At 41.8% G+C, this 24393-nt stretch carries 25 protein-coding genes; 9 read left to right on the forward strand and 16 right to left on the reverse strand.

Features of this window, described 5'->3' with window-relative positions; all coding sequences use genetic code 11:
- The first annotated feature begins 150 nt into the window (after positions 1-150).
- From AABK37_RS00440 to AABK37_RS00450, 3 genes are all read left to right on the forward strand, one after another.
- The gene (locus AABK37_RS00440) at positions 151-273 is read left to right on the forward strand and encodes a hypothetical protein (protein ID WP_432549650.1); all 123 of its coding nucleotides are present in this window, start codon (positions 151-153) and stop codon (positions 271-273) included.
- A 538-nt stretch (positions 274-811) separates the two neighbouring features.
- Entirely contained in the window at positions 812-1963 is a 1152-nt protein-coding gene (locus tag AABK37_RS00445; protein ID WP_432549651.1) for a pentapeptide repeat-containing protein, read from the forward strand.
- A 48-nt stretch (positions 1964-2011) separates the two neighbouring features.
- Positions 2012-2212 carry a hypothetical protein gene (locus AABK37_RS00450; protein ID WP_432549652.1) on the forward strand — a complete coding sequence of 67 codons (201 nt, stop codon included), beginning with the start codon at positions 2012-2014 and terminating at the stop codon, positions 2210-2212.
- 32 nt (positions 2213-2244) lie between these two features.
- On the opposite strand, the gene AABK37_RS00455 is transcribed toward AABK37_RS00450, so the two are convergent.
- The 3 genes from AABK37_RS00455 to AABK37_RS00465 form a co-directional block, all read right to left on the reverse strand.
- The gene (locus AABK37_RS00455) at positions 2245-2424 is read right to left on the reverse strand and encodes a hypothetical protein (protein ID WP_432549653.1); all 180 of its coding nucleotides are present in this window, start codon (positions 2422-2424) and stop codon (positions 2245-2247) included.
- A gap of 13 nt (positions 2425-2437) precedes the next feature.
- Positions 2438-3820, reverse strand: a complete 1383-nt coding sequence (locus AABK37_RS00460) for an aminopeptidase P family protein (protein ID WP_432549695.1) — start codon at positions 3818-3820, stop codon at positions 2438-2440.
- 302 nt (positions 3821-4122) lie between these two features.
- Positions 4123-4392 (reverse strand): hypothetical protein, encoded by a 270-nt coding sequence (locus AABK37_RS00465; protein WP_432549654.1) that lies wholly within the window; start codon positions 4390-4392, stop codon positions 4123-4125.
- Positions 4393-4638: 246 nt separating this feature from the next.
- Here AABK37_RS00465 and AABK37_RS00470 point away from each other — a divergent pair, with 246 nt between their 5' ends.
- A complete protein-coding gene (locus AABK37_RS00470; protein ID WP_432549655.1) occupies positions 4639-5094 on the forward strand; it encodes a DUF4332 domain-containing protein in 456 nt (151 codons plus the stop codon).
- 107 nt (positions 5095-5201) lie between these two features.
- Here AABK37_RS00470 and AABK37_RS00475 read toward each other — a convergent pair whose 3' ends face one another.
- The 3 genes from AABK37_RS00475 to AABK37_RS00485 are packed head-to-tail and all read right to left on the reverse strand — an operon-like array spanning position 5202 to position 6207.
- Positions 5202-5816 carry a TetR/AcrR family transcriptional regulator gene (locus AABK37_RS00475; protein ID WP_432549656.1) on the reverse strand — a complete coding sequence of 205 codons (615 nt, stop codon included), beginning with the start codon at positions 5814-5816 and terminating at the stop codon, positions 5202-5204.
- Between the two features lie 5 nt (positions 5817-5821).
- Positions 5822-6067: a hypothetical protein gene (locus tag AABK37_RS00480; RefSeq protein ID WP_432549657.1), complete on the reverse strand. Its 246-nt coding sequence runs from the start codon at positions 6065-6067 to the stop codon at positions 5822-5824.
- The gene (locus tag AABK37_RS00485; RefSeq protein ID WP_432549658.1) at positions 6043-6207 is read right to left on the reverse strand and encodes a hypothetical protein; all 165 of its coding nucleotides are present in this window, start codon (positions 6205-6207) and stop codon (positions 6043-6045) included. Before AABK37_RS00485 ends, AABK37_RS00480 begins: the two co-directional genes overlap by 25 nt.
- A gap of 67 nt (positions 6208-6274) precedes the next feature.
- Between AABK37_RS00485 and AABK37_RS00490 the strand changes: the two genes are divergently transcribed.
- The 3 genes from AABK37_RS00490 (at position 6275) to AABK37_RS00500 (ending at position 10836) form a co-directional block, all read left to right on the forward strand.
- Positions 6275-7876, forward strand: coding sequence for a M16 family metallopeptidase (locus AABK37_RS00490; RefSeq protein ID WP_432549659.1), 1602 nt, complete (start codon positions 6275-6277; stop codon positions 7874-7876).
- A gap of 102 nt (positions 7877-7978) precedes the next feature.
- Entirely contained in the window at positions 7979-9421 is a 1443-nt protein-coding gene (locus AABK37_RS00495) for a M16 family metallopeptidase (RefSeq protein WP_432549696.1), read from the forward strand.
- 470 nt (positions 9422-9891) lie between these two features.
- Positions 9892-10836 (forward strand): hypothetical protein, encoded by a 945-nt coding sequence (locus tag AABK37_RS00500; protein WP_432549660.1) that lies wholly within the window; start codon positions 9892-9894, stop codon positions 10834-10836.
- 375 nt (positions 10837-11211) lie between these two features.
- On the opposite strand, the gene AABK37_RS00505 is transcribed toward AABK37_RS00500, so the two are convergent.
- From AABK37_RS00505 to AABK37_RS00520, 4 genes are all read right to left on the reverse strand, one after another.
- The gene (locus tag AABK37_RS00505) at positions 11212-11499 is read right to left on the reverse strand and encodes a hypothetical protein (protein ID WP_432549661.1); all 288 of its coding nucleotides are present in this window, start codon (positions 11497-11499) and stop codon (positions 11212-11214) included.
- 157 nt (positions 11500-11656) lie between these two features.
- A complete protein-coding gene (locus AABK37_RS00510; RefSeq protein WP_432549662.1) occupies positions 11657-11896 on the reverse strand; it encodes a hypothetical protein in 240 nt (79 codons plus the stop codon).
- A gap of 401 nt (positions 11897-12297) precedes the next feature.
- Positions 12298-13080, reverse strand: coding sequence for a peptidylprolyl isomerase (locus AABK37_RS00515; RefSeq protein WP_432549663.1), 783 nt, complete (start codon positions 13078-13080; stop codon positions 12298-12300).
- A gap of 106 nt (positions 13081-13186) precedes the next feature.
- The gene (locus tag AABK37_RS00520) at positions 13187-14740 is read right to left on the reverse strand and encodes an HlyD family efflux transporter periplasmic adaptor subunit (RefSeq protein ID WP_432549664.1); all 1554 of its coding nucleotides are present in this window, start codon (positions 14738-14740) and stop codon (positions 13187-13189) included.
- On the opposite strand from AABK37_RS00520, the gene AABK37_RS00525 reads away from it, so the two are divergent.
- On the forward strand, positions 14721-14849 hold the full coding sequence (locus AABK37_RS00525) for a hypothetical protein (protein WP_432549665.1): 129 nt from the start codon (positions 14721-14723) through the stop codon (positions 14847-14849). The genes AABK37_RS00520 and AABK37_RS00525 overlap by 20 nt on opposite strands.
- Positions 14850-14937: 88 nt before the next feature.
- On the opposite strand, the gene AABK37_RS00530 is transcribed toward AABK37_RS00525, so the two are convergent.
- Positions 14938-17949 (reverse strand): peptidase domain-containing ABC transporter, encoded by a 3012-nt coding sequence (locus AABK37_RS00530; RefSeq protein WP_432549697.1) that lies wholly within the window; start codon positions 17947-17949, stop codon positions 14938-14940.
- Positions 17950-18210: 261 nt separating this feature from the next.
- Positions 18211-18414, reverse strand: a complete 204-nt coding sequence (locus tag AABK37_RS00535) for a hypothetical protein (protein ID WP_432549666.1) — start codon at positions 18412-18414, stop codon at positions 18211-18213.
- A 2171-nt stretch (positions 18415-20585) separates the two neighbouring features.
- Here AABK37_RS00535 and AABK37_RS00540 point away from each other — a divergent pair.
- Positions 20586-21419, forward strand: coding sequence for a hypothetical protein (locus tag AABK37_RS00540; RefSeq protein WP_432549667.1), 834 nt, complete (start codon positions 20586-20588; stop codon positions 21417-21419).
- Here AABK37_RS00540 and AABK37_RS00545 read toward each other — a convergent pair.
- The 4 genes from AABK37_RS00545 to AABK37_RS00560 form a co-directional block, all read right to left on the reverse strand.
- Entirely contained in the window at positions 21333-22403 is a 1071-nt protein-coding gene (locus AABK37_RS00545; protein WP_432549668.1) for an MvdD family ATP-grasp ribosomal peptide maturase, read from the reverse strand. The two genes, AABK37_RS00540 and AABK37_RS00545, sit on opposite strands and share 87 nt — an antisense overlap.
- A 29-nt stretch (positions 22404-22432) precedes the next feature.
- Positions 22433-23425, reverse strand: coding sequence for an MvdC family ATP-grasp ribosomal peptide maturase (locus AABK37_RS00550; protein ID WP_432549669.1), 993 nt, complete (start codon positions 23423-23425; stop codon positions 22433-22435).
- A 100-nt stretch (positions 23426-23525) separates the two neighbouring features.
- Positions 23526-23858: a microviridin/marinostatin family tricyclic proteinase inhibitor gene (locus tag AABK37_RS00555; RefSeq protein ID WP_432549670.1), complete on the reverse strand. Its 333-nt coding sequence runs from the start codon at positions 23856-23858 to the stop codon at positions 23526-23528.
- 182 nt (positions 23859-24040) lie between these two features.
- Positions 24041-24379 carry a hypothetical protein gene (locus AABK37_RS00560; protein ID WP_432549671.1) on the reverse strand — a complete coding sequence of 113 codons (339 nt, stop codon included), beginning with the start codon at positions 24377-24379 and terminating at the stop codon, positions 24041-24043.
- Positions 24380-24393 lie beyond the last annotated feature (14 nt).

The following is a 24393-nucleotide window of genomic DNA, read 5'->3' on the forward strand; positions in this document are numbered from 1 at the left end:
TACTGTTTAACTTCCGATATTTTCAGGTGCTATTTACCAGCTTAGTAGTTTTCATTCCGTCTGTAGCTACCGAATACCTAGTAGTTTAAAGGGGAATGGTGAATAGGGAATGGGAGTGGGGAGTGGGTAATGGGGAGTGGGTAATGGGGAGTGGAAAGTGGGGAATGGGGAATCAAAATAATTACCAATTCCCAATGCCCCATGCCCATTGCCCAATGCCCAATTCCCTATGCCCAAAAAAATGTAACATTTATATATCACAATATATATTGAGTTATGATTCATACATTGTCTTGATTTCCTGACAAGAGAGATGGACAGTAGTAAAGCGATCGCTCTTTCCCACCTCTTTCATTTATCCCTAATCAGATGACCCAGCCAAAGCTTCACATAGTTCAGACATCTTTTAGAAAGAATGACTCTTACATTGCCTTCATACCGCTTTATCAAAGACGGAATTAGGCAGTTATCAAGAAGTGTCACAGATTAATACACGCAAATAAAAGATTTTTTGGTGAAAACTGATACATAATTTTCCCAATTAGGAATTTATCTATCAATTTAGGATGCGATCGCCTTATATATTCTTATCAAAATTACCTAATTAATCGGGCACTACATTATCGATAAAAACTTCTCTAGTATTTCATACCTGTCTGTAACAAAATGCCTTAGTTATGCCACGTTATGTCAGCAAGAGTGCATCATATCGTGTAATTTACTATTTTGTCTTAGGACTCGCGGGTTGAATCACGGGTAGATTCTGGGTTGATTGAACTAATTGTAAAAACAACAAGGAAAGTATTTAAGCATGACTCTAACCAATCGGAAAAATAGTACTTTTTCTCAAGAAGGGAAAGCAGAACTGATTTCATTGTTCAAGCAGATTATTATTCTGGCTGCTATAGGTCTTATAGTGATGCTGCTGACGAACGGTAAACCACCAGCAGTTGTGGTTGGTTTGAGCTTTTGCTTAATTGCTTTTTTTGTAGCCAGAAGCGAACATAAGCGGCTTTTGCAAAAGTCTCAAGTGACATCTCAAACTAACAATTTATCAGCAGCTACCCTCAACGATGCTGACTTGAGCGATGCGGAAATTAACCAGCTATCAGTTCATCAAGATTTGCTGCAAAAATTAGTTTATCAAGTATCTGAAGAGCAATTAAGCAAAGCTCACTTTCTCCTTGCCAACCTCAGCAATGCTAACCTCAATAATATCAACCTTGATGATGTTTACTTCAGTGGTACTAATCTTAGTAATGCCCAGTTAGTAAATGCCAGCTTTTTAAATGGCAACTTCTGCGGTGCTAACCTCAGCAATGTAAATCTCAGCAATGCAAATCTCAGCAATGCAAATCTCACCAGTGCAAATCTCAGCAATGCCAACCTCAGCAATACTCAGTTAGTGGATGCAAACCTCAGCAGTGCCAACCTCAACAATGCTCATTTAGTGGGTGCAAACCTGAGTCATGCCAACCTCAGCGATGCCAACCTCAACAATGCCAACCTCAACAATGCCAACCTTAGTGGTGTCTATTTATGGAATGGCAATTTCAACGATGCTCAATTAATCGGTACTAACTTCAGCAGTGCCTACATGAACAGTGCCAAGTTGAAAAATGCCAATCTCAGCAGTGCCGATCTCAAAAATGCTAAACTGAGCGATGCCAAACTTAAGGATGCTAACCTCAGCAATGCCGACCTGAGAGGGGCAGACCTCAGCAGTGCTAATTTGAAGAATACTAACTTTAGCGATGCTAACTTCAAAGATGCGAATTTATGTGGCGCTAATTTAGAGGATGCGAATTTGAATAATGCTGACTTGAGAAATGCTGATTTGAGCAATGCTAACTTGAATAATGTGAAAGTTGAGAAAACTCGCTTTGGATGGAATCAAGGCATTTCTGAGGAGATGAAGGTAGAGTTAAAGCTTATAGGAGCAATTTTTGAGGGTAATGGGTAATGGGTAAGTAGTTCGCAAAATCGCTTTGAAGTATATGCAGATATTGGTGTGCCGGAAATTTGGCGATATGACGGCAAGTCTTTTGGTATTAATGTACTTCAAAATCAAGAATATGTAGCTGTAGAACAAAGTTTAGCATTTCCTAATTTACCTATTGCAGAAATATCTAATTTTTTGCAACAGGTTGGGCAGAAAGATTATTTAGAGTTAGTTAGGGAATTTCGTGATTGGATTAAAAGTCAAATTTAGCAAAATCTTTGTTAGTGGTTAGTTGTTAATTGTTAGTTGTTAGTTGTTGGGCAATGGGCAATGGGCAATGGGCAATGGGAATAAAGCCAAATTTCGATCGATGCCCACTTGGACGCTTGCCCCATGACGCCAGTTGCCTCAAGGTCGGGCGCCTCCGCACGGCACTGCCTCCCCCATGCCCCATGCTCCATGCCCCATGCCCCATGCCCCACTATCCACTATCCACTATCCACCAACCAAATCCTCTACAGCACTGGCTTGATTTGGCAATGCAGCTGTTAAAACTTCGCTGCCTTCTGTTGTAACTAAAACATCATCTTCAATGCGGATTCCGCGTACATCGGCAAATTGAGATAAACGCTGCCAGTTGAGGAGATTATGATACTTTGAGCGCAGGTTAGCATCATTTAAAATCGCTGGAACTTGATAAAATCCAGGTTCGATTGTAACTAACATTCCAGGACGCAGGGGACGATTTAAACGTAGGTAGCCTAAACCAAAGCGATCGCTTCTTTCTCTTTTCTCTTCATACCCTGCCAAATCCCCCAAGTCTTCCATATCATGCACATCCAAACCCAGCAAATGACCGATTCCGTGGGGGAAAAACAGCGCGTGAGCATCCATTTCTACTAAGTCTTCCGGATTTCCTTTCAAAATGCCTAAATTTACTAAACCTTCAGCAATGACGGTGCAAGCTAGTAAATGAATATCCTCATACTCTACACCAGGACGGATTTTGGCAATGCACGCATCATGAGCCGCCAATACTACATCATAAATATCTCTCTGGGTAGATGAAAACTTTCCAGATACAGCCCAAGTACGAGTGACATCAGCCGCCCAACCAATTTCAGTTTCCGCACCGACATCAGCAAGTAGTAAATCACCAGGTTGCAAAGAATGGTGATACTGCTCATTATGCAGAACTTCGCCATGAACGGTGACAATACTGTTGTAGGAAGTAGTCATGTTATGGGCGATGATAACTGCTTCCATCGCAGCCCGCACTTCTGCTTCTATTTTGGCGCTACTTGTAGCAGCCATCCCCGCTTTATGCGCTTCGACGGTAACAGCAGCGGCTTTTCTTAACTCAATTAATGCGGCTTCGTCGTGGGTGAGACGCACTGTAACAATTGCTTTGGCTAACTCTAAGTCAATTCCGGCTGGCTGAATTTGCGGTAATACTAATCTATCCAACAGTTGCGACTGCTGAGTCCAAGTAGCAGCATCTTGCACGGCAATTGTTGCCGCACCTTCTACTGATAATTCTAATTCCACCATTGGTTTAGCAACATCCGCGCCTATTTTCTGGGCGATTTCTTCACGCAAAGGCATTTCTCCATGCCATAAAGCGCTACTCGGTTTAGGATCGTCCATGAATAGTTCTAACTTGCCGGCTTCTAAGCGAATTACCGCGTTTGGCAAGGGAAGTCCGGCAAAATAGAGGAAATGACTGCTAGCGCGAAAGGGAAAGACATTTGCTGGAAAGTTACGCGGACTGTTGTTTCCTGACCAAAGAATTACCGGAAAATCAATCAGGCTGGCTAGTTTTTGTCTTCGCTGCCGTAGAATATCGACGAGGGAGTTAGAAGTGTTTTGTATCAGCATGGGGCATTGGGAATTGGGAATTGGGAATTGGGAATTGGGAATTGGGAATTGGTGAGCCAGTGCGTTGGGGAGGCAGTGCGGTCTTGGGGTTTCCCCAAGTGGAGCATCTGCCGTCGGCTCTGCCGACTTGAAGCACAGCCGCGAACCCCGAAGGGGTAATTGGTAATTGGTAATAGGTAATTGGTAATTGGGCAATGGGCAATGGGAATTAAACAAGTTTAAGAAAGTAATGCGCGTTGTAATCGGATTCTTTCCATGCCCGATGCCCGATGCCCCATGCCCCATTACCCATTACCCATTTTCTAGTTTTTATCGTCGTCTTTGTCGTCGTCTTTGTCGTCGTCTTTGTCGTCGTCTTTATCGTCTTTTTGGTCGTTGTTAGAACGGACAGGCTGTTGGTTAGTCTGATTGTTGTACTGAGTATTTTGTTGATTTTGTTGCTGGGTTTCAATCTGTGGCTTTGGTTCGTCCTCACCGCAGCTGACTAAACCCCCGGAGATTAGGGCTAAGTTGACAGCAGTGAAAATGCTGGCGATCGCCTTTATCCTCAAGCTTCCGTTTTTATTTAACATTGGCTCAAACTCTTGGAGTTAGAATTACTAATCCTACAGTACTGCGATCGCCCGTTTCACCGCCGAGGGGTTTTCTGAAGGAAAACCCCTCCCCCGTTCCTCTGGAACGGGGCAAAAGCCCTTTGGGCTTTTGGGCGGTAGGGCGCGCTTCGCGATCGCCACTTGTTTTTATCAAACTATTGACAAAGATATCAACTTGTGAATTTGTCACAATAGTTAAACAAGCCTATTTCTCAGGTTAAAAAAATGTCTGCTAAAAATCAAGTAAAGTTGAGCAATACGCTAATCGGCGATTGGTCGATTGAGCAATTGCCGGGATTAAGTCAGGAAGAACTAGCCCAACTGCAAAACTGCGGTATTTTTACCACAAAAGCGCTATTTCAACAAGGAAATACTCTCCAATCTAAGGTAGCGCTGGCAAATAAATTACAAGTTCATCTTCAGTATGTAAATAAATGGGTAGCTTTGGCGGATTTGGCTCGGATTCCGAGTGTGGGGACGCAATATTGCGGATTATTGCTTCATGCGGGTATTGGTTCAGTAGCGCAGTTGGCTGAAACTCCCACCCACAGATTGCATCAACAAATTATGCGCTTGCAAGTAGCAACCATACAGCGACGAGATTTATGTCCGGCGATTGAGTTAGTGCAACAGTGGTGTCAACAAGCAAAAACAGTTATGAGTTATGAGTTACGAATTTAATTTAACTCCTAATTCCTCACTTAGGTACAAACGTTCCTCACCGAACGTCTGTACCTAATTCCTCACTTAGGTACAGACGTTCCGGTGGAACGTCTCTACTTAACTCATCACTCTTTTGCAAGTACACCATTAAGAAATATATCAGCGAGTCCTTCTGCCATTTCTTTCATTTCTTGAGGAGAGGCATCAGGTTCCATTAAAGTATTATTGGAAAAACCTGCAACGGCAAACATTCCTAAAAAAACTTTGGCAACCAGTTTAGCATTCGTTTGGCGATAAATGCCTCTATCCATCGCGGTTTGAAAGAAAGCTTCGGCAACTGAGCTCATTTTATCAATTACTTCTAATTGAATGCGATCGCGCAAATCTGGGTGAAACTGCGCTTCCATAAAACAAACTCGCATCAAATCGACATTTTTGTGCATATTCCACATCCGCCGGCGCATCACTTGCGCGACAGCCTTATAACTGCCCATTTCACTCAATTCTGTGAGCAAATCTGTGAGAATCTCCACCCAGCCATTAGTTGCTACCTCAATCAAAATCGCCTTTTTATTAGGAAAATGACGAAACAAAGTACCTTCAGCTACACCCGCTGCCTGCGCTAAGTCGCGGGTAGTGGTACCGTCAAATCCCTGTGAAGCAAACAACCGCAGTGCCGCGCTTAAAATGCGGCTACGGGTTTGTGCTTCAGCTGGCGGGGAAGAATTAAAAACTCGCATAATAGTTACGGTGATATCTCCGGAACAGGATTTGTAGCATTATTGTCTAACGTGAAGTATAAAAACCACAAAAAGCTTAATACAAGATTAACGCTCTGTTTAATTGGGCATTGGGGAATGGAAAATTGGGCATTGGGGAGGCAGTGCCGTGCGGAGGTTTCCGAGGCAGCGCGTTGCGCGGGTTCCCCGCGTTGTAGCGACTGCCGTTCCGTTGAGGCACCTGCCGTCATTGGGCAATGGGCATGGGGCATTGGGGAGGCAGTGCCGTGCGGAGGTTTCCGAGGCAGCGCGTTGCGCGGGTTCCCCGCGTTGTAGCGACTGCCGTTCCGTTGAGGCACCTGCCGTCATTGGTAATAATTCTTTTTAAGCGTCCCCATTTTCCATTCCCCATTTTCCATTCCCCATGCCCTATGCCCATTGCCCCATTCTTAATTCCCTAGTCCCTTTCATTTTTCCTTATGAAGCAGCTTAGTTACTTCCCACGAATTGTAGATTTTAGCTTTTTGCGCTTTTTTTCTGGTGGCTTGAAAATATTGACTTTTGTCACACTGTTTTTGCCAATATTCCTCTGTTGGGGGTTTTCGCCAGAAATTGCTTTCGCCAAAACGCAAACCCCACCAGCACAAAGTTCAATTCAACCTTATTTAGATCGAGTAATTAAGGAGTTGACGGAGTTTCGTCTTGATAATGGCATGAAGTTCATTGTCTTAGAACGCCATCAAGCGCCTGTAGTTTCTTTTCTTACTTACGCTGATGTCGGTGGCGTGGATGAGCCAAATGGAAAAACAGGCGTGGCACACTTTTTAGAGCATTTGGCATTCAAGGGGACAACGCTTGTTGGTACAACAGACTACAAAGTTGAAAAACCTTTACTTGACCGTTTGGATCAATTAGCTAGCCAAATTAAAACAGCGAAAGCTGCTGGTAAACAAGATGAGATTGCTAAGTTATCGGCTGAGTTTAAAAATGTAGAGGCACAAGCAGCGAAATTAGTCAAGCAAAACGAGTTAGGGCGAATTGTCGAACAGTCGGGAGGTGTTGGTTTAAATGCGAATACTTCCACAGAAGCGACTCGTTATTTTTACAGCTTTCCTTCTAACAAGTTGGAATTGTGGATGTCTTTAGAATCTGATAGATTTCTCGATCCTGTATTTCGCGAGTTTTATAAAGAAAAAGATGTAATCTTAGAGGAGCGACGCCTGCGGGTGGAAAACTCGCCTACCGGCTTGATGATGGAGAAGTTTAGCGATGCTGCTTTTAAGGTACATCCTTACAGGCGTCCGGTGATTGGTTATGACGAAGATATCCGCAACCTAACACGGGAAGATGTGCGGAAGTTTTTCGATGCGTACTATGTACCGAGCAATTTAACGATCGCCGTTGTCGGAGATGTCAAGCCAAATCAGGTCAAACAACTAGCGCAAACTTACTTTGGACGCTTTCAAGCTAAATCCAAAGCACAAACGCAAGTCCCGGCAGAACCTCCTCAAAAGCAAACGCGAGAAGTTACTTTAGAACTACGTTCGCAACCTTGGTATTTTGAAGGTTATCACCGTCCGGCAATTACTCATCCAGATAATGCAGTTTATGACATTATTGACAGTTTGTTGAGTAGTGGGCGCACGTCGCGCTTATATAAGTCTTTGGTAGAACAACAACGTTTGGCGTTAGGTGCTCAAGGTTTCAGCGGATATCCGGGAGATAAGTATCCGAATTTGATGTTGTTCTATGTTCTCACGGCTCCGGGTCACAATGTTGATGAGGTGGCGATCGCTTTAAGAAAGGAAATTGATTCTTTGAAAACTCAGCCTGTTTCCCCGATGGAGTTGGATCGAGTGAAGACACAAGCGCGAGCGGGTTTGTTGCGATCGCTTGATTCTAATATGGGTATGGCGCAGCAATTGTTGGAATATGAGGTGAAAACTGGTTCTTGGCGCAATTTGTTTAAGCAGTTGGATCAAATTGCGGCTGTGACTCCTGCGGATATTCAACGGGTGGCAAGGGTAAGTTTTACACCGGAGAATCGCACTGTTGGTAAGTTGTTGTCGAAGAAGGGATGAGAAACGAACCGCGAAGACGCGAAGGACGCGAAGGAAGAGATTATGCGTAAGGTAAGGGGTAAGAGGAAGAGGGTAATGGGGAAAAGGCTTTTGTATTCGTTGATGCTTTGTTTTACCCTGTTGCTTTTGGGAATGTTTGATTTTGCTGTGGCTGCGCCGGGAGCGAAGCCGTATACTGAGTTGCGGTTTGCACCTTTACCGCAAGTTAAGTTGCCGAAGTACGATCGCTTTGTGCTGCAAAATGGGATGGTTGTATATTTGATGGAGGATCGCGAACTGCCGTTGGTGAGTGGTAGTGCTTTGGTGCGTACTGGCGATCGCTTTGAGTCGGCTGATAAGGTCGGTTTGGCTGACTTTACTGGTGAGGTGATGCGAACTGGAGGAACTCGCAAGCATACTCCGGATCAGCTAAATCAAATGTTGGAACAACGAGCGGCTTCGGTGGAAACTAGTATTGGTGAGACTTCGGCTGGTGCTGGTTTTGAGTCGCTTAGTGAAGATTTAGAAACGGTTTTTGGGCTGTTTGCAGAAGTGCTGCGAGAGCCGGTGTTTGCTGCTGATAAGCTGGAGTTGGCGAAGACGCAGGAGAAAGGTAGTATTTCTCGACGCAATGACGATCCTGATGATATTGCCAGTAGGGAATTTGGTAAGTTGATTTATGGCAAGGATAGCCCTTATGCCAGAACGACGGAGTATGCAACGATAGATAAGATTTCGCGTGAGGATTTGAGTCAGTTTTATCAGCAATATTTTTACCCGAATAATATGATTTTGGGGATTATCGGGGATTTTGACTCGAAAAAAATGCGCGAACTTGTTCAAGCTAAGTTTGGTGATTGGAAGGCTAATCCCAATTTGCCTAAACTTCAGTTACCTGCGGTGAAGCAAGCGAAAACAGGTGGTGTGTATTTTGTCAATCAGCCACAACTGACTCAGAGTAGCATTCTCATCGGGCATTTGGGGGGACAGTTCAACAGTTCCGATTATCCGGCGTTGGATGTGTTGAATAATGTGTTAAATGGATTTGGTGGACGCTTGTTTAATGAAGTGCGATCGCGTCAAGGTTTAGCTTATTCTGTATCCGGTTATTGGAGTCCCCGCTTTGATTATCCTGGGGTGTTCATTGCTGGGGGACAAACGCGATCCGATGCTACGGTACAGTTTGTCAAAGCTATGCAAACTCAAATCAAGCGCACCCAAGCTGAAAAAGTCACTCCCAAAGAATTAGCTTTTGCTAAAGAGTCTACACTCAACTCGTTTGTTTTCAATTTTCAAGACCCGAAACAAACTTTATCACGTTTGATGCGCTACGAATATTACGGCTATCCGGCTGATTTTCTCTTCCGCTATCAAAAAGCCGTAGCCGCAACTACAGTAGATGATGTGCAACGAGTAGCGCAGAAATATCTTAAGCCAGAAAATATGGTGACACTGGTAGTGGGGAATCAAACTGCTATTAACCCTCCACTGACGCAGTTAGCAGCACAAGTGACAGCGATAGATGTAACAATTCCCGGTTCACCGCAACCACAAGCGCAGAATTAATTAATATATCTTCGTTTGTGCAAGGTAGGGGCGATTAATCGCCCCTACTTTTTTAGTTTATAGCGGTTCTCAATTGAGTGAAATACAGCTTAGTAGGGGCAATTCATGAATTGCCCCTACCCGAACAAGAGCGTGTATTGGATGCAACCCTTGACCGCTATAGTTGTTTTGGGATTCTTCTAGGGAATTATTTTCAAAATCTTCCGGAAAATTACATAGATTACTGAATAAGTAATCTATGTAATTCAGTATGCTTTTGTACTAGTAATATTTCAGTGTCTTTACAGGAAACTATTGTTAACTTGATGGTAAAATTAAATGATTTTACGTCAAAATTACACAATTATATTGATTGTTTTTTTAGCATATTTACGTAAGCAGATTTTTCTAACTGCATTACCCTTTTTTGGGTGCAAAGACGGTTAAATCATTTATCAACAACAAATCTACCTTGAAGGGTGCGTTGAAAGGTGATTAATGGGCTTGAGAATTTTTCCAGCTCAATAATACTGGTTGCCAAAATTGGCGATCGCCTAACCACTAATAGATTACGTAAACCTCAAAAATATACACATAGCACTTACATGAAAAAATACAGAAAATTTGTCAAGCGCCTATTGCTATTAGCTACGCCGATGGTAGCAAGTTCTGTTTTAGCAAGCACACCAAGTCAAGCTGCTAGTTTGGCTTTATCTAAGAGTGAAGTAAAATTTACAGATTTCAATCAAAGCCTTTCTGCCGAGCCTATAGTTATAAGTAATACTGACACTTTTACTAATGCCAACAAGGGCACAGTAGATGCAAAGGCAAATGCAGAAGCAACTTTTTACAATACACCAAAACCATCTGCAAGCAATTTTGCTTTCAGCCAAGGTTCGGGTAAAGGGGAAAAATACTTTGGTATAGCAAAAAGTTTCGCCCAAGTTATTGCTGACTTTGCTATAGAAGCCAATCAATCTTTTTCTTTCAACTTTACAAGTGACCTGAATCTGCTAACAGCAATAGATAACCCACAGTTAGAAAATGCTATAGCCACTGGCACAACATCTTTTGCTTTATTCGACATCGATAATCACAGTGTTGTAGACTATTTTAGCGTTGTCGGTAATCTCAACACCGCAGCCAATGGCGATAGTCTAGAATTACAAAACACTGACAATATCAGTTTCAGTCGTCAAAGCCAAGAAAAGATTTTTGGAGGAAACGAAGAACTTGCTAATGCTTATTTTGAGGGTTATTATCAACGCACTTTTACTGACAAAATAAATCTGCGTTTGATAGAATTTAAAGCGAATCAGGCTAGCGTTGCTACAGTACCTGAAGCATCTAATGTAGCTTCTTTTTTAGTAGCTGGCTTAATTGGTGTTGCTTTGAAGCGTAAAAATATTGCTTTTGGGCGCGTTAGGCGCAAGTGATTTATTAGTTGTCTAACTTATCTTTGTGGAATAGACTTCAAGACTCATTCCTAATTTTAACGTGAATTCGATGAACCTAACCCCAACCCCTTCCCTTGTAGGGAAGGGGCTAAAAATGAAGGTTTTTAAGCCTCTCCCCCACAGGGGGAGAGGTTTGGAGAGGGGTTCTTTTTGTCGAACTCACGTTAATTTTAGTCTCTAAATAAATGCAGAAAAGCTATTGAGTAGCCATGTTAAGGCAGTACTCAATAGCTTTTTGAATTGAACAGGACTTACGCAATCCGACGTCGTAAGTAGCGGTAATTCATGAATTACCGCTACTGTATAATGTGCCTTTCAATTATTTTTGCGCTCATTCCTATTCAAATTAAGCTACTAGGCGCTAGCGCTGGAATAAGATGAGACATACTGAGTGCCATCACTAACAGCACCAGTTACTGCACCAGCTACTGCTCCGCTAACGTAAGCCCCGATTACATAGCCATAACTACCAGTTTCTTTGTCAAAGAAGTAGTCTGTATAGTAGCCCTGAGAATGAGCGGAACTAGCACTAACTGACCACGCTCCTGTAGGGGAGTTAACAGTAATTCCGCCTTGGATTTGACTACTACCAGAAATTTCACTTTCACAAAAGCTGAGGTCAAGAATTGTTATTCTGCTCATAAGTCACCTTCTTGAGATAGCTATATCGCTGAAAGCTGTTAAAAGCTTTCAGCGATTTTATTTTTCAAGTGATTATTTACAAAGTTCTCAACTATTCATCACGAAGCGAAGGAACTTTAGAAATAACCTCTTAATATGGCGGTTGCCATATTAATGCCTAAGCTGCCGCTGAACTAGAGGTAGAGCCAGAGGAGGCGCTGTTGTAGCCGTAGCCGTAGTAGTAGTCGTAGTAGTAGTAGCTATCTTTGTAAGCACTTGTAGAAGTGCTGGTGTAGGTAGAAGCATAGTTTGGACCATATGCAGATGCACCAGCATATGCATCAGCAAATGCATATCCGCCTTGAATGTTGTTGTCTTCGGTTGCAACTTCGATGTGAGAGATATCTGAAATAATCATGGTTGTTTCCTTGAAATTGTTGTTTTTTCTGGTTTACATGCCACCAAGTTGTTTCCTTTTGGTGACACTATTAATTTAACAATATCTAATTAGAAATACAAGCTTTTTCATAGGATTATTTGCAATTTTATAAAAGCTTTTTTTCTTTTTTATAAGCTTAATTTTACATGTTTCTAAACAGCAAAATACTCCTAAACAAGGTTCAATAAAACTTTTTAAACGCACAAAAAGTTTTATCTCTCTTCACTTAGGGAGTACAAATAATATTATTTAAAATAACTTTTATTCCCAATAATCAGGGAATATCATCAAGTTGAGACATATTTTGAACCACAAAAAGATAGTTGATGAGATATCAAATACAAGCTGGTATTAAATTTTTGGCAAACCCAAGGACGCAATTAAGCTGGTTGTGTAAGTGGCTGTACTGGCTGAGAATTTCTATCCCCTTCCAAATCAATCAAAATTTCTTGTTTCTCAATCTGTTGCTTTAACCAATCAGAAAACAATTCTTGCAAAATATTGCTACGCGATCGCTCATCTAATTCGGGTTGAATTATTTCTTCTACCAAAATTAAATACACACCTTTTGGCGTGGTCATTGGCTTGAGAATCTCTGGGGGAGTGGCAGCAAATACAGCAGCGGCTATTTCTGGGCGAAATTCTCCGCGTCTTTTGATTCCTTGATATCCACCAGCGCGGCGGATTTCTGGATTTATGATGTACTCGCGGGCGATTTCTTGAAAACTAACTTCGCCTTCTTGCAGTGCATAAAACAATTCCAACGCTACGTCTCTATCATCAAAGATGATTTCATAAGTAACTGCGCCAAAATAATTGAGTTTGTTTTGATAAAAGAACGGTTCGACTTTATCTGCAAATAGATGAAAAGCTAATTTCTTTGCGAGTATGTCTTTATGAACTAACTCTTCAAAATCATCGACAGAAAGATGATGTCTTTTTAACCATGCTAAAGTGTCTGCTGCTTTGACAAGTTTTTTTGCAAACCGCAGCCTATCTCCTTCTTGCTGTAGTTCTGATTCTGCGACTGTAATACCTGCTTCTGTTGCAGCATCGACAATAATTTTTTGCCTAGCTATAGCCTCTACTAAATCAGGAACTTGGCAAGATAGTTTAATGCAGTGAATTATGTCTTCAGGCGAAATAAAAAGAGGTGTGGACATGATATAGTACCAAGGGAGAATTGTAGTAAGCACGCTTTGTGCTTAAAATCCTTGCTCTGAGCGGTAAACCACTCACTAGGAACAGTCAAGCAGATACGCCCAATGACTAAAGTTCTATACCGCCTTTTTGGAACTTTTGAAATGGCTCTAAGATGAAGTCAATAACGCGCCGCTGGCGAACAATTACCTCGGCTGTTGCTGTTTGACCGGGGCTTAATAGAATGTGTTGATTGCCATTCTGAATATAAGGTTTATCCAAGGTAATTTCTAATTCAAAGCTTTCGATATTACCTTGGGGTGTTTGCTGCACTTTCGTATCAGGTGAAATCCAATTGACGCGCCCTTGAACTATTCCATATTCTTGGAATGGATAGGCATCGAATTTTATTTTTACTGGCATTCCTACTTTCAAGAAGCCACTTTCCTGGCTGGGTATATTCGCTTTGAGTACGAAGCCAGCATTTTTCGGGGCAATTTGAGCAATCCTCTGACCTGGTTGTAATACTGCTCCTGGCTTGGAAACTGGCAATTCAAAAATCATGCCATCAACAGGCGATCGCACTATTCTTTGCCCTAACTGAAGCTTTAGGGATATAATCTGGCTTCGGGTTTGAACGATTTGCGATCGCGCATCACCGATTTGCGTTTGCAGCGATTTCAGCTGTTCCTGAGTTTTCAGCACAGCTAGTTTCCCAGCATTCACCACACTTTGATAGCTACTTTGCTCCTCTTGCAGTCTAAGTTTTGCTTGCTTGATATCAGACTCCAACTGGTTAATTGTTGTCTGATAGCGACTGAGTTCTTCAGCTAAACGTAATTCTGCTTGTTTGACATCGGATTGCGCTTTCTGGTAAAGTCGTTTGCTTTCTTGTTCTTCTTTTCGGAGTTGGTCAATTTGGTTTACGGAAACCGCACCATCCTTTACAAGTTGGCTAAAGCGTTCGACTTGTCTGGAATCTATACTTAAACGACCAAGAGCCGACTTTCGGTCATTCTGACTGGTGCTAATCTGTTGCTGTGCTTGACTGACTAATGACTGTTTTTCTAACTTTTGTAAATTGTAACTACTCTGTTTAGCTTCAAGATTCTGCCGTGCTTGATTGATTTGGGCAATCTTTTCTAATTCTTGAGATTTGTTTTGTTGCTCTTGAACGCTAATTGCTAACTGTAATTGGTTTTTGAGTAGTTCTTGTTGTGCCTGCTGGTTTTGTAGTCCATAAAGCTTGGCTTCTGCTTGTTGCAAATCGGTTCGCAGAACATCAGATTCCAGTTCTAGAAGAATTTGCCCTGTTCTTACGTTGTCTCCTTCTTTGACTCTGACAGCAGTGACGCTACCCCCAGAAAGACTATCTAATTTTTGCGTTGCTCCTTTGGGTTCTATCCGTCCTCTAGCGCTCCCGGTTTCATCGACTTTAGAGAGAATTGACCAAGGTATGATAATCACGACAAAGCTAGTTAGCATATACACCAAAGAGCGTGTCCAAACTCTGGGTAAGGCATCTAACAGTTCTTCGGTTCCGTAGAACCATTCCTTCGCTTCGCTGGTTTCTTCTGTCTGAGGATTTATCTCAGTAAATTCACTGTTGTCAATGTAAGCTTTATCCGGATCTTCTTCTATATGTGCAAGGGGGGATGGTGAATTGCGGGATGGGTGTGGCATAGTTTCCTTTCCACGATGGGGAGGGGGGGAGGGGGAGATGGGGGGAGAGGGGGACAAGGGGACAAGGAGACAAGGAGACAAGGAGACAAGGAGACAAGGGGGAGAATAAGAACTCCGCGCCTCTTGTACAGACGTTCCACACAGAACGTCTCTACCGTGCCTTCTCTTGTACAGACGTTCCATTGGAACGTCTCTACTCAACCTGCTTGCGCGAGTTGTTGTTGATTCAGATAGTAGTAATGACCTTTTTTAGCGATTAAGTCTTCGTGAGTACCGCTTTCCACTAAGACACCTCCATCTAACACCAGAATTAAGTCAGCATTCCGCACGGTGGAAAGCCGATGGGCGATAATTAAGCTTGTCCGCCCTTGGAGAATTGTTTTTAAATTGTTCTGAATAATGCGTTCTGATTCGGCGTCAAGATTACTGGTGGCTTCATCGAAAATTAATAAGCGCGGATTACCAAGCAAAGCACGAGCGATCGCTAAACGTTGGCGTTGTCCACCCGAAAGCATTCCGCCACCTTCACCGATTTGGGTTTCATAACCCATTGGTAATTGTTGAATAAATTCATCTGCCCCTGCTAGATGCGCCGCTTCGGTAACTGCTTCATTGTCAGCGTCTGGATGAGCTATACCGATATTTTCGCGGATTGTACCGCCAAACAGAAAGTTCTCTTGATCGACGACACCGATTTGCGTTCTGAGCGATCGCAAAGAAATACCCTTGATATCATGACCATCAATGAAAACTTTGCCATCTGTCGGCGGATATAAACCCAAAATTAATTTGGAAAGTGTTGTTTTCCCGCTTCCGCTACGCCCGACCACGGCAATCATTTGCTCTGGTTTAATTTCAAAGCTGATATTTTCTAAGATGTTGATATCGCTTTCTGGGTGATAGCGGAAAGTGACGTTATCAAAGCGGATGTTCGCTCGAAGTTTGCCTAAAGACTTACGGTCAGAGGTGAGCAAGTCTTCTTCTGGTTCCGCTTCTAAGACATCGTTCAGCCGTTCCACAGAAATGAAAATTTCTTGCAATTGATTCCAAACTCCTGCCAATCGCTTGAAGGGACTGATAACATTACCCATCAACATATTGAAAGCAATTAATTGTCCGATGGTAAGTTGATGATTAATCACCAACGATGCCCCATACCACAGCAATCCTGTAGATGTCAAGGTATCAATGCTGCCGCTGATAACTTGCAAGCGAATGTTAATTACCTGTGCGTTAAAGCTTTTTTTCACCAAAGTATTTAGCAGTTCTTCCCAACGCCAGCGCACTGTCTGCTCAATTGCCATTGAGCGCACAGAACGAATACCTGTGAGTGATTGAATTAGATAGCTATTCTCTTGGGCACCAGCATTAAAAATCTCTCTCGACATCCGCCGCAAAATGTTGGTACTTGCCAATGCCAAGATGAAAAATGGCGGCACAATCAACAGTACCAGCAACGTCATGCCCCGGTTGTACCAAAACATCGCTGCCAAATAGATAACTATTGTCAATAAATCCAGAATGATGGATAGCGTTTCCCCTGTGAGGAAACTCTGTATTTTCTGGTTTTCTTGGATACGGGAAACAATATCGCCGACGTAACGAGACTCAAAGTACGACAAAGGCAAGCGGAAGGTCTGTTTCATAAAACCCACCAGCAGCGCTACACTCACACGGTTGGCAGTGTGCGACAGCAGATATTGCCGCACGGCGTTCATAACGATGCTGAAGAAGCCAAAAATTAGCAAGCCTAAACTGATAGCGGTTAAAGTGATGGTGCTGCCCTGGACAATCACTCTATCTAGCAGTAGCTGAGTAAATATTGGCGTGATTAATCCAAATACTTGGAGTAATAAAGAGGCGATAAATACCTCTAATAGAATCTTCCAGTGAGGTTTGATTAAATTAGAGAATTGCCATAAAGAGTTAGTAGCTTCTTCGGCGTTTTCTAATTCGGTGGTGGGTTGCAACAGCAATGCATATCCAGTCCAGCCGGCGTTGAATTGGGCATGGGTAAGGCTGCGTTGACCGATCGCCGGATCGCAGACAATCACTCTTTTAAAGCTGATTTCATGAACGACAATGTAATGCTTGCCTTCCCAGTGAGCGATCGCTGGTAGTGGTTGTTCTGCTAATTTGTCGAGACTCGCTTTCACCGGACGGCTCGTAAAACCGAGAGTTTCGGCTGCTGTTGCCAAGGCACGCATAGATGCACCGCTACGATTAGCATTGGTGAGATCGCGCACTTTATTGACGCTAAAACGCTTACCCCAGTGGCGACCAATCATTACCAAACAAGCTGCGCCACAGTCGGAGGCGCTATGTTGAGCAAAGAAGGTATAATTTTTGCTCAAGCGTCCCCATAAATGCCCTGCTACGACTTTAGGTGAAGGAAAGTAAGGGCGTGGTTTTTTCGAGTTTGGTTTTGCAGTGCTAGAGCTTTTGGCAGTTTGACCATCGCGCTGCGGAAAGGGGATAATGTTTTTCGGGGAAGCAATTCGTTCTGGTTTAGATTTCCTCGTAGATGTCTGAGTCACCGACTGTTCTGAGCCGATAATTGGTGCTAATTGCGGACAATGTTGTAGTGCGGTAGATACATCTGAATTCTTGAGAATGTAAAGGATACTGCTTTGGGTAGCCATCCATTGCGTTTGTTTTTCGGCTTCTGGAACCAAGAAATTTCCTGGTGTGATGCAATTATCTTTGTGCTTGAGTTGACCTTTGTATAACAGCCACAGCTTGCTATCTGAAGATAATGAGGCATCTAGAGAGCCAATTTCTACTTGATGTCGTTCAAATAGAGATAAAGCTTTGAGCATTCCCTGGTGTTTATTTTGACAACTCAGCAGGAAATCGCAAATTTCTGCGCGGGCATTCAGGCGATCGCCGATACTTGGATGTTCGCGAATTAATTCTTGCAGCGCTTCTAAGGGGATATAGCCAAGCTTTAAATTAACAGAAGCCCTAGCTGCGTAATTTGTCAACTCTTGTTTGGGAAACAGAGTCACCTCACCGAATGATTCTCCGCTGGTGAGAGTAGTAATTAAGTTATCAGCACTATCTAATAGTCTGCATTTACCCGCCAGGATAATATAAATTCCCGGTTTTGCCGATGCTGCTTGCCAAAATTGCTTTGCCGGTGATGGTTCGACAATTTCCACCGCTGCCAAACACCTGTCAAGTTCGCTATCGCAAAGCGTCTCAGCCATAACTTGGGTGAGTTGTTGACTTAACTGTTGCCGTGAAAACACAGTTTCCCCCTGCAAATTTCACATAATAGTCAAGAGTTTTTGGCACTTGACGTCATATTAATCGAAACTAAGGAACATAAGTTAGATTGGTAGTTGCAGATCTTAATTCCCACATGCTTAGAGGAGTGAATTTCTTCACGCGCCAAATAATTTTTGTTAAGTGGACGCGATCGCGCTCCTAAGCGTGCCGCTCTTATCGCTCGTTCTAGATATTGATGATTAGGTATGGACGTGCGATCGCGCTCCTAAACGTGCCGCTCTTATCCAAATCGAACATCCGACAGCAATCCAACCGAACGCTGTTTCTGGTAAATAACCTAATCTTTTAGACATTCGGGTTGTAAATTCACTCCTCGAAGCCAGCAACATAGTTTTTCTCCCACTACTATATTCTGGCTGCAAATTCGCGCCGAAATTCTTCATTCATAGCTTGACATCCACCCATGCGTTAACAACTTGCTTTTTTGCAAGTCGTATCTCTCAAGAGCCTTGTCTTTCAAAAAATCTTGTGACATAATTTTATCCAGTTGTCATCAACTGTAGAAAGTGGGCAAGTTCGTCCTTCTCAGCTGTTTCTTTAAGCCTGCAAGCAAAAGTTTTCCAGCTGAAAAGGGTTAATTAGTCGTAAAAGGCTAATTAAGTTGTTAAGTGATGTGCAACTAACACCGGGTTTCCCCCCTTTGCTTTGCGAGTCTAGGGGGGTTACTACCTGGTTGTATCATTTGATGCGTTAATATCCACGGATAAGAACGTTTCTCCAGAAATATAGGGGCATTAAAGACTTGCAATCACATGATGTCGTGTTTTTATTTTGTTCGTCAACCAAAATCCTATCTGAAAACTTCGCTATCCGAAGGTGAGTCCATGATAAACAACGATACCTGACACAGCACCTCAAAGACTGAATTAGTTACTAGTTAAACCCAGAATTTGTCAAGCTTTTAGAACTTACATCAATGCGTAAGTTTTATTGTATTAATTCCATACCTCCATTCGTGACACGTTAACATAGCGCAAACAAGTAAATAAGCAATTATGCTGAATTTTAACTTGAAATTCAGGTATCAAATTAACCTAGTAACCCAACTGTAGCGGTATTCTGGAGAGATAGATGTAAAGATTATGTTAAATCTTCCCTGAAATTATAAGTTTTCTACAAAGTATTCTCAAGAATTCTCAGTATTATTACTAATTGACAAATGGGATGAAACCCTAAATTTTCACAAATGCATACCTCATCTCAACGTCGGTTAAGCGAAGACAGAGCTTTTTTGTGTTCCTGTATCCTTTATGGGTGTATAAAAATAAAATTATACACTTTTGGGATAAAAACGAGAAAAAGCTGAGAAATTTATGACAACCATAACTTAATCTTCAGCAAATACTCGCCTGCTGTAACGCAAAAAGTGAAGTTGATTCACACAACCACTTTATCAAGTGCATCAATTAAGCGCGATCGCGAAAATCAACAGGCACAATACACTTGTAGCTATTATAACATACTTTCTCAGCAAATATTCTTAATAAGTTTGATTGGAATCTGTCAAAAAGTCTTATCTTCATTATCTTGTTGAATTCTGCACCATACCTGCGTAGCTACTCCTCCAAATATTTGCATTTGTTAAGGATGGTTAAGAAAAAAAGTTTAAAACTGTTCTAGCCATTGAAGATAAAAGCGACTAAGACGCTTGTCTTAGTACAATACTCACTTTTTGCTAGCCTACCATTAGCTCTTTTATAATCAGCAGATTCTGAGAAATCTGAAATAATCTAAAAGTCAATGAACAGCTAGAAAGCTACATATTTTTATACTATGGATCGCACACTTACTCTTTGTTAATAGATTTAAGTATATTTCGTCAAGGTATTCTGATAAAAAAAGCAAATCTTCATCGCAATTTTATAATTTATTTACGAAATTTTAATATCGTATTGTATTTGACATAACTATATAAGAACTTCAAGTTAATTTAATTTTTATTAACTATTTTGTTTGATAAACATTTTCTCAGCTAAAAATTAGCGCTCAAAATCTTGTGATGTCATTTATTTTTTACAGCCAAGATTTAATTGCCAAAAAGACTATATAGTATTTGTGCATCTATCTAAAGTAGTAAAAATATAAATTTATTTAAAGCATCTATCAGAAGTATGAAAATAATATAGTCTGACTAATGAGATTTTAAATGCCTCGCTTCAGCTAAACAAACGAACAAACTTGCGTTATGACCGCTCGTAACCTTTGCGGTAACGAAGTTAAAGCTGCGCTTATCGGCTTTTTTCCACGTAGGTGAATTAGAGCTTTCTAACTTTATCATAATTTTGTATAAATTTGACATAAATTACACAAACTTCATAGAAGGCATTTTTTTTGCGCCTTAGTATGTTTACGTAGGCAATAATTTACTGCTCAAAGAGCGATCGCAATTCTACTGATGCGTTTATCGCCTTATTTTGGGTGCGAAGATGGTTGAAAATCATTTGTGATTGAATCAAACATGGCACGCCAAAACGTCAAGATGAACTTCAGAACTTCTCAAGCTCAGTAATGTCCGCTGTCAATTTTTGTGTGTGCCTAGTTACTTTACAATTGTATGAACCAATATCAGGAATTTACCAAGCGCTTGTTGCTACTAGTTACTCCGGTAATAGCTAGCTGTGTGTTAGCATCCTCACCCAGTAAAGCTGCTACTTTTGCTTTTTCTCAAGGTAAAGCAAACTTTACAAACTTTAGTCAAAGCCCCTCGGGCGTGGGAACTAACACTGACACTAACACCCTTACTATTGCCAAGGATGGCATGGTGACGGCTTTGGCTGACGCAAATGCAACTTTTGTAGTAGCTCCACCATCAGCATCCAATTCATCTTTAAGCATAGCCTTGGGTAAAGGTAGAGATTATTTAGGACTAGCTGAAAGTGAAGCTACAGTTATCGGTTTCTTTGATGTAGGTGCAAATACAAATTTTTCTTTCAACTTCAATGCTAATTTAAACCTGCAAACAAAAATAGACAATCCACCAGCGGAAAATGCCAGAGCAGCTGGAGATATATCTTTCGCTTTATTGGACACTAATAATAACAGTATTTTAGACTTTTTTAGCGTTGTCGGTAATTTAACTACCGAAGGCGATGACGATTTTATTGCCGTTCAAAAAAGCGACAATGTTACCTTAAAAAATCAAGACATAAATTTCAATTTTGGCGGTAAACAAGAATTTGCCACAGCTTCTTTTGATGGTTCTCTACAGCGTTATTTTGGTAATCAAACAAATTTCGCCTTAATCGAAGTTAAGCAAAATCGGGCTACAGTAAAAGCACCAGAACCTTCAACTAGTCTAGCTTTAATCTTGTGTGGTGGCGTAATTGGCGTTGTCTTGAGCAGACGCAAACCAACTGCTGTACTCTGGTTTGTCAGAAACAAAGGATGATGAATATGTATGTCCGTTAGTTAGCAGCACCTCAGCAATTGCTTGAGAAATCGGAAAACCCGGACAATGTTCCAGCCAGAAAAACTCACCTACGGGGTTAATCTCAAGGAATATATGCCGACCGTCTGGTGTTAAAATAATATCAATTGCTCCATAATTTAAGTTAAAGTAAGCCATCAGTTGGAGAAGTTTTTGCTCTATATCCTGGGGTAAATCGTAAGGTTGCCAAGCATTGAGTAAGGCAATTCCTTGTCGTCGCCAGTCGTAACGAGATAGCTGCAAACTTTGGGAATCAACAGCAGCGGTGAACACACGCTTACCCACAATTGTTGTCCGCAACTCCAGCGCTTTGGGTACTTTTTCTTGAAATGTCATCGGACACAAATCCAATCCATCCAGATTGTCTAAATCTGCATCTGTAACCGGATTGGTGAATACCACATGCTCTTGTCCAAGGCGATCGTAGATAGCAAAGGAAGAGAGCATTTTTGCAATCATACCCTGCTCGCACTCCTGGGAAAATTCCTTGACTGCCTGGGGGTTATTTGTAATCAACGTGTGTGGTATATCTAAACCTAGCTGTCGTGCTACTTGTAGTTGTAGTTGTTTATTATCAGCTAAACGGATATTTGGCAATCTGTCTAAATGGAATCCCTGAATACTGGCGATCGCACCCTGAACGGTGACACGAGATTCCTGAACAGAGGCTTGTCTTAGTTGCGAGTCCATTGTATTAGGAATTCTTTGGGCGATCGCAATTCGTCGATACCAAACTGCTGATACTTCACTCAAATCTAACTTTTTATCTTCATCGACTAGAATCTGTTGCTCTTTTTGTTTGCCGTAATAAACATTTAGCTGCACTTGCGTAGGAAATCTATCTGTATCAAAACGAAATGCCTTTCCTCCTTGGGCTGCGATCGCTTGCATTACCAAAGGAATGCTTTCGTTATCTTGGCTATGGGTAATTATTAAAACTGTCATTATTAAATTTAGAATTTTAAATGAATTTTTTAGTCAAGCAAAGCCGAAGCGATCGCTGACGAAATCGGGTAGCCCAAATCTCGCTCTAACATTCCCCATTCCCCTACCGGGTTAATCTCTAAAAAAACGTATTCTTCTGCTGGTGTAACGATAAAATCAAAGGCTCCGAAAACCAGCCCAAACCTTGCCATAAACTCTTTGAGACAAAGTTTGACTTTCAAAGGTAGTTCGTAGGGTTGCCATACACAAGCTTCGTTTTTCGCACAACGCCAGTCAAGGGTGGATGCATTATATACAGATGCGTCCAACGCTCCCACAAAGAAATTACCATTAACAAATACCACCCGCAATTCCCATTGTTTGGGTATTTTCTCTTGAAAAACCATCGGGGAATAGCGCAGTGTTTGAGCATCAAGCAAATCTTCCTCTTTAACAGCGCTGGTGTAAAGGAAAAAAGGGGAGCCTTTCATACTTGTGGAAAGAGGAACTAACAGTTTAGCCACCATTTTCCCCTTCACCTGGGAGAAAAACTCCCGCGCCGATTCAGCATTGTTAGTGACAACAGTCCGAGGGATAATAAGACCAACCTCAGACGCTACTCGCAGTTGGTGTAGCTTGTTCTCCGCAGCGTTGATTTGCTGCAAATTATCTACCCAACGCGCTTCACGCAAACTATCCCAAAAACCATCTAAAGTTGCTAATGACTCTCTAGCGCAGGCTGCTTGGAACTGAGGAGCCAATTCTTGACTCAGATAAGGCGGAAAAAGACGACGCATCCAAACTGCTTGCACTTGATCGGTACTAATAGAATGTAGATTTGGCGAGGCTTCGTGATATTTCAGTTTGTAACTACTTCTAGAGTTGCTCAGTTGCGCTTCTAGTTTCACTACCAAGGGAAATTTATCAGTGTCGAGACGAAACGGTTGTGCGCCGCGTTTTGATACAGCTTCTGCCACTTTATCTACTGTGAAAAAATCACCACTATGGGTAATTAATAAAACAACGTCACGCGATAAGTGCATAAAAACATTTGATTATTTTTGGCGTTTTCCCTTACCACCTAGCTGCTACGCTGATGTGTCGTGCGATCAATTGGTAGTAAGCATTTTAATGCTTCAGTATTTAATCTATAGGAAAAGCGTGGTCGTCTCCATCCGATGGATACTTTTGTGTCACAGCATATTCATCAGCATCTGATGGGGACTTTTTGGTAACAACTCCTCCACCCCAATCATGTTGATCCCGGAATTTGTTAGTGATTATTCCTCCACCTATTCCTCCATCATGACTGCCTTCTTCGTTGTCGGAGGGATATTTTAGGGTAACAAATCTAGTACCACCTTGAACTGTGTCCATTTCTTCTTCTGACAAATCTTCACAGAATTGCCCTTCTAAGTAACGAGCGAAGAATGGTACTTTTGAGGAATTTAAATCTAGCGGTTTGTTGTCAGACATATAGATTGCTCCTTCAGGTGAATGTAAAAAGTGTATGTGGTTAACAACTAATTAAATAACAGTGGCTACAGGAAAAATTGCATTTTCAGGGAATTTTACATCCAGCATCATTTCGGCGGTAATATGTTATAATTAAGTATGAATAGTGCTGACATCAAAGCTAAAACGCTGACTGCAAGCTATCATTTGTTTGGTCGATCAATCGCTTTTATCTTAACAATCTCCAAATCAAAGTTTTCTCCTTGTATAGAACGAGTTTTTACCTTCACTTTATCAAAACCTTGAAGATCGTAGTAGACATCAGCTATAGGATCGTCGCCGATCGCCAGAGCTATTCCTGTACCCTTTACCTTAGAACCACCGTTACGCAAAGCCTTGTGTGCAAGGTCTGTATCAGTAACAGCGAGAGAATTAGATCCTTGAGCTGATGCATTAGCTTCTATATACGCACTAGCAGCACCTAAAATCAACTCCTCTTCTGGAGCATTATCTAAATAGGATAAATCATTGATTAGCATCATGAGTCTTATTTTTT

This window comes from Tolypothrix sp. VBCCA 56010 (assembly GCF_050875635.1).
In the GTDB taxonomy this organism is placed as follows: domain Bacteria; phylum Cyanobacteriota; class Cyanobacteriia; order Cyanobacteriales; family Nostocaceae; genus Hassallia.

Excerpts from the sequence above, each read along its gene's own strand:
- AABK37_RS00445 (WP_432549651.1), top strand. The coding sequence starts at position 812 with ATGACTCTAACCAATCGGAAAAATAGTACTTTTTCTCAAGAAGGGAAA.
- AABK37_RS00460 (WP_432549695.1), bottom strand. The coding sequence starts at position 3,820 with ATGCTGATACAAAACACTTCTAACTCCCTCGTCGATATTCTACGGCAG.
- AABK37_RS00465 (WP_432549654.1), bottom strand. The coding sequence starts at position 4,392 with ATGTTAAATAAAAACGGAAGCTTGAGGATAAAGGCGATCGCCAGCATT.
- AABK37_RS00470 (WP_432549655.1), top strand. The coding sequence starts at position 4,639 with ATGTCTGCTAAAAATCAAGTAAAGTTGAGCAATACGCTAATCGGCGAT.
- AABK37_RS00475 (WP_432549656.1), bottom strand. The coding sequence starts at position 5,816 with ATGCGAGTTTTTAATTCTTCCCCGCCAGCTGAAGCACAAACCCGTAGC.
- AABK37_RS00480 (WP_432549657.1), bottom strand. The coding sequence starts at position 6,067 with ATGCCCCATGCCCATTGCCCAATGACGGCAGGTGCCTCAACGGAACGG.
- AABK37_RS00485 (WP_432549658.1), bottom strand. The coding sequence starts at position 6,207 with ATGGGGAATGGAAAATGGGGACGCTTAAAAAGAATTATTACCAATGAC.
- AABK37_RS00490 (WP_432549659.1), top strand. The coding sequence starts at position 6,275 with ATGAAGCAGCTTAGTTACTTCCCACGAATTGTAGATTTTAGCTTTTTG.
- AABK37_RS00495 (WP_432549696.1), top strand. The coding sequence starts at position 7,979 with ATGCTTTGTTTTACCCTGTTGCTTTTGGGAATGTTTGATTTTGCTGTG.
- AABK37_RS00505 (WP_432549661.1), bottom strand. The coding sequence starts at position 11,499 with ATGAGCAGAATAACAATTCTTGACCTCAGCTTTTGTGAAAGTGAAATT.
- AABK37_RS00510 (WP_432549662.1), bottom strand. The coding sequence starts at position 11,896 with ATGATTATTTCAGATATCTCTCACATCGAAGTTGCAACCGAAGACAAC.
- AABK37_RS00515 (WP_432549663.1), bottom strand. The coding sequence starts at position 13,080 with ATGTCCACACCTCTTTTTATTTCGCCTGAAGACATAATTCACTGCATT.
- AABK37_RS00520 (WP_432549664.1), bottom strand. The coding sequence starts at position 14,740 with ATGCCACACCCATCCCGCAATTCACCATCCCCCCTTGCACATATAGAA.
- AABK37_RS00530 (WP_432549697.1), bottom strand. The coding sequence starts at position 17,949 with ATGGCTGAGACGCTTTGCGATAGCGAACTTGACAGGTGTTTGGCAGCG.
- AABK37_RS00535 (WP_432549666.1), bottom strand. The coding sequence starts at position 18,414 with ATGAAGAATTTCGGCGCGAATTTGCAGCCAGAATATAGTAGTGGGAGA.
- AABK37_RS00540 (WP_432549667.1), top strand. The coding sequence starts at position 20,586 with ATGAACCAATATCAGGAATTTACCAAGCGCTTGTTGCTACTAGTTACT.
- AABK37_RS00545 (WP_432549668.1), bottom strand. The coding sequence starts at position 22,403 with ATGACAGTTTTAATAATTACCCATAGCCAAGATAACGAAAGCATTCCT.
- AABK37_RS00550 (WP_432549669.1), bottom strand. The coding sequence starts at position 23,425 with ATGCACTTATCGCGTGACGTTGTTTTATTAATTACCCATAGTGGTGAT.
- AABK37_RS00555 (WP_432549670.1), bottom strand. The coding sequence starts at position 23,858 with ATGTCTGACAACAAACCGCTAGATTTAAATTCCTCAAAAGTACCATTC.
- AABK37_RS00560 (WP_432549671.1), bottom strand. The coding sequence starts at position 24,379 with ATGATGCTAATCAATGATTTATCCTATTTAGATAATGCTCCAGAAGAG.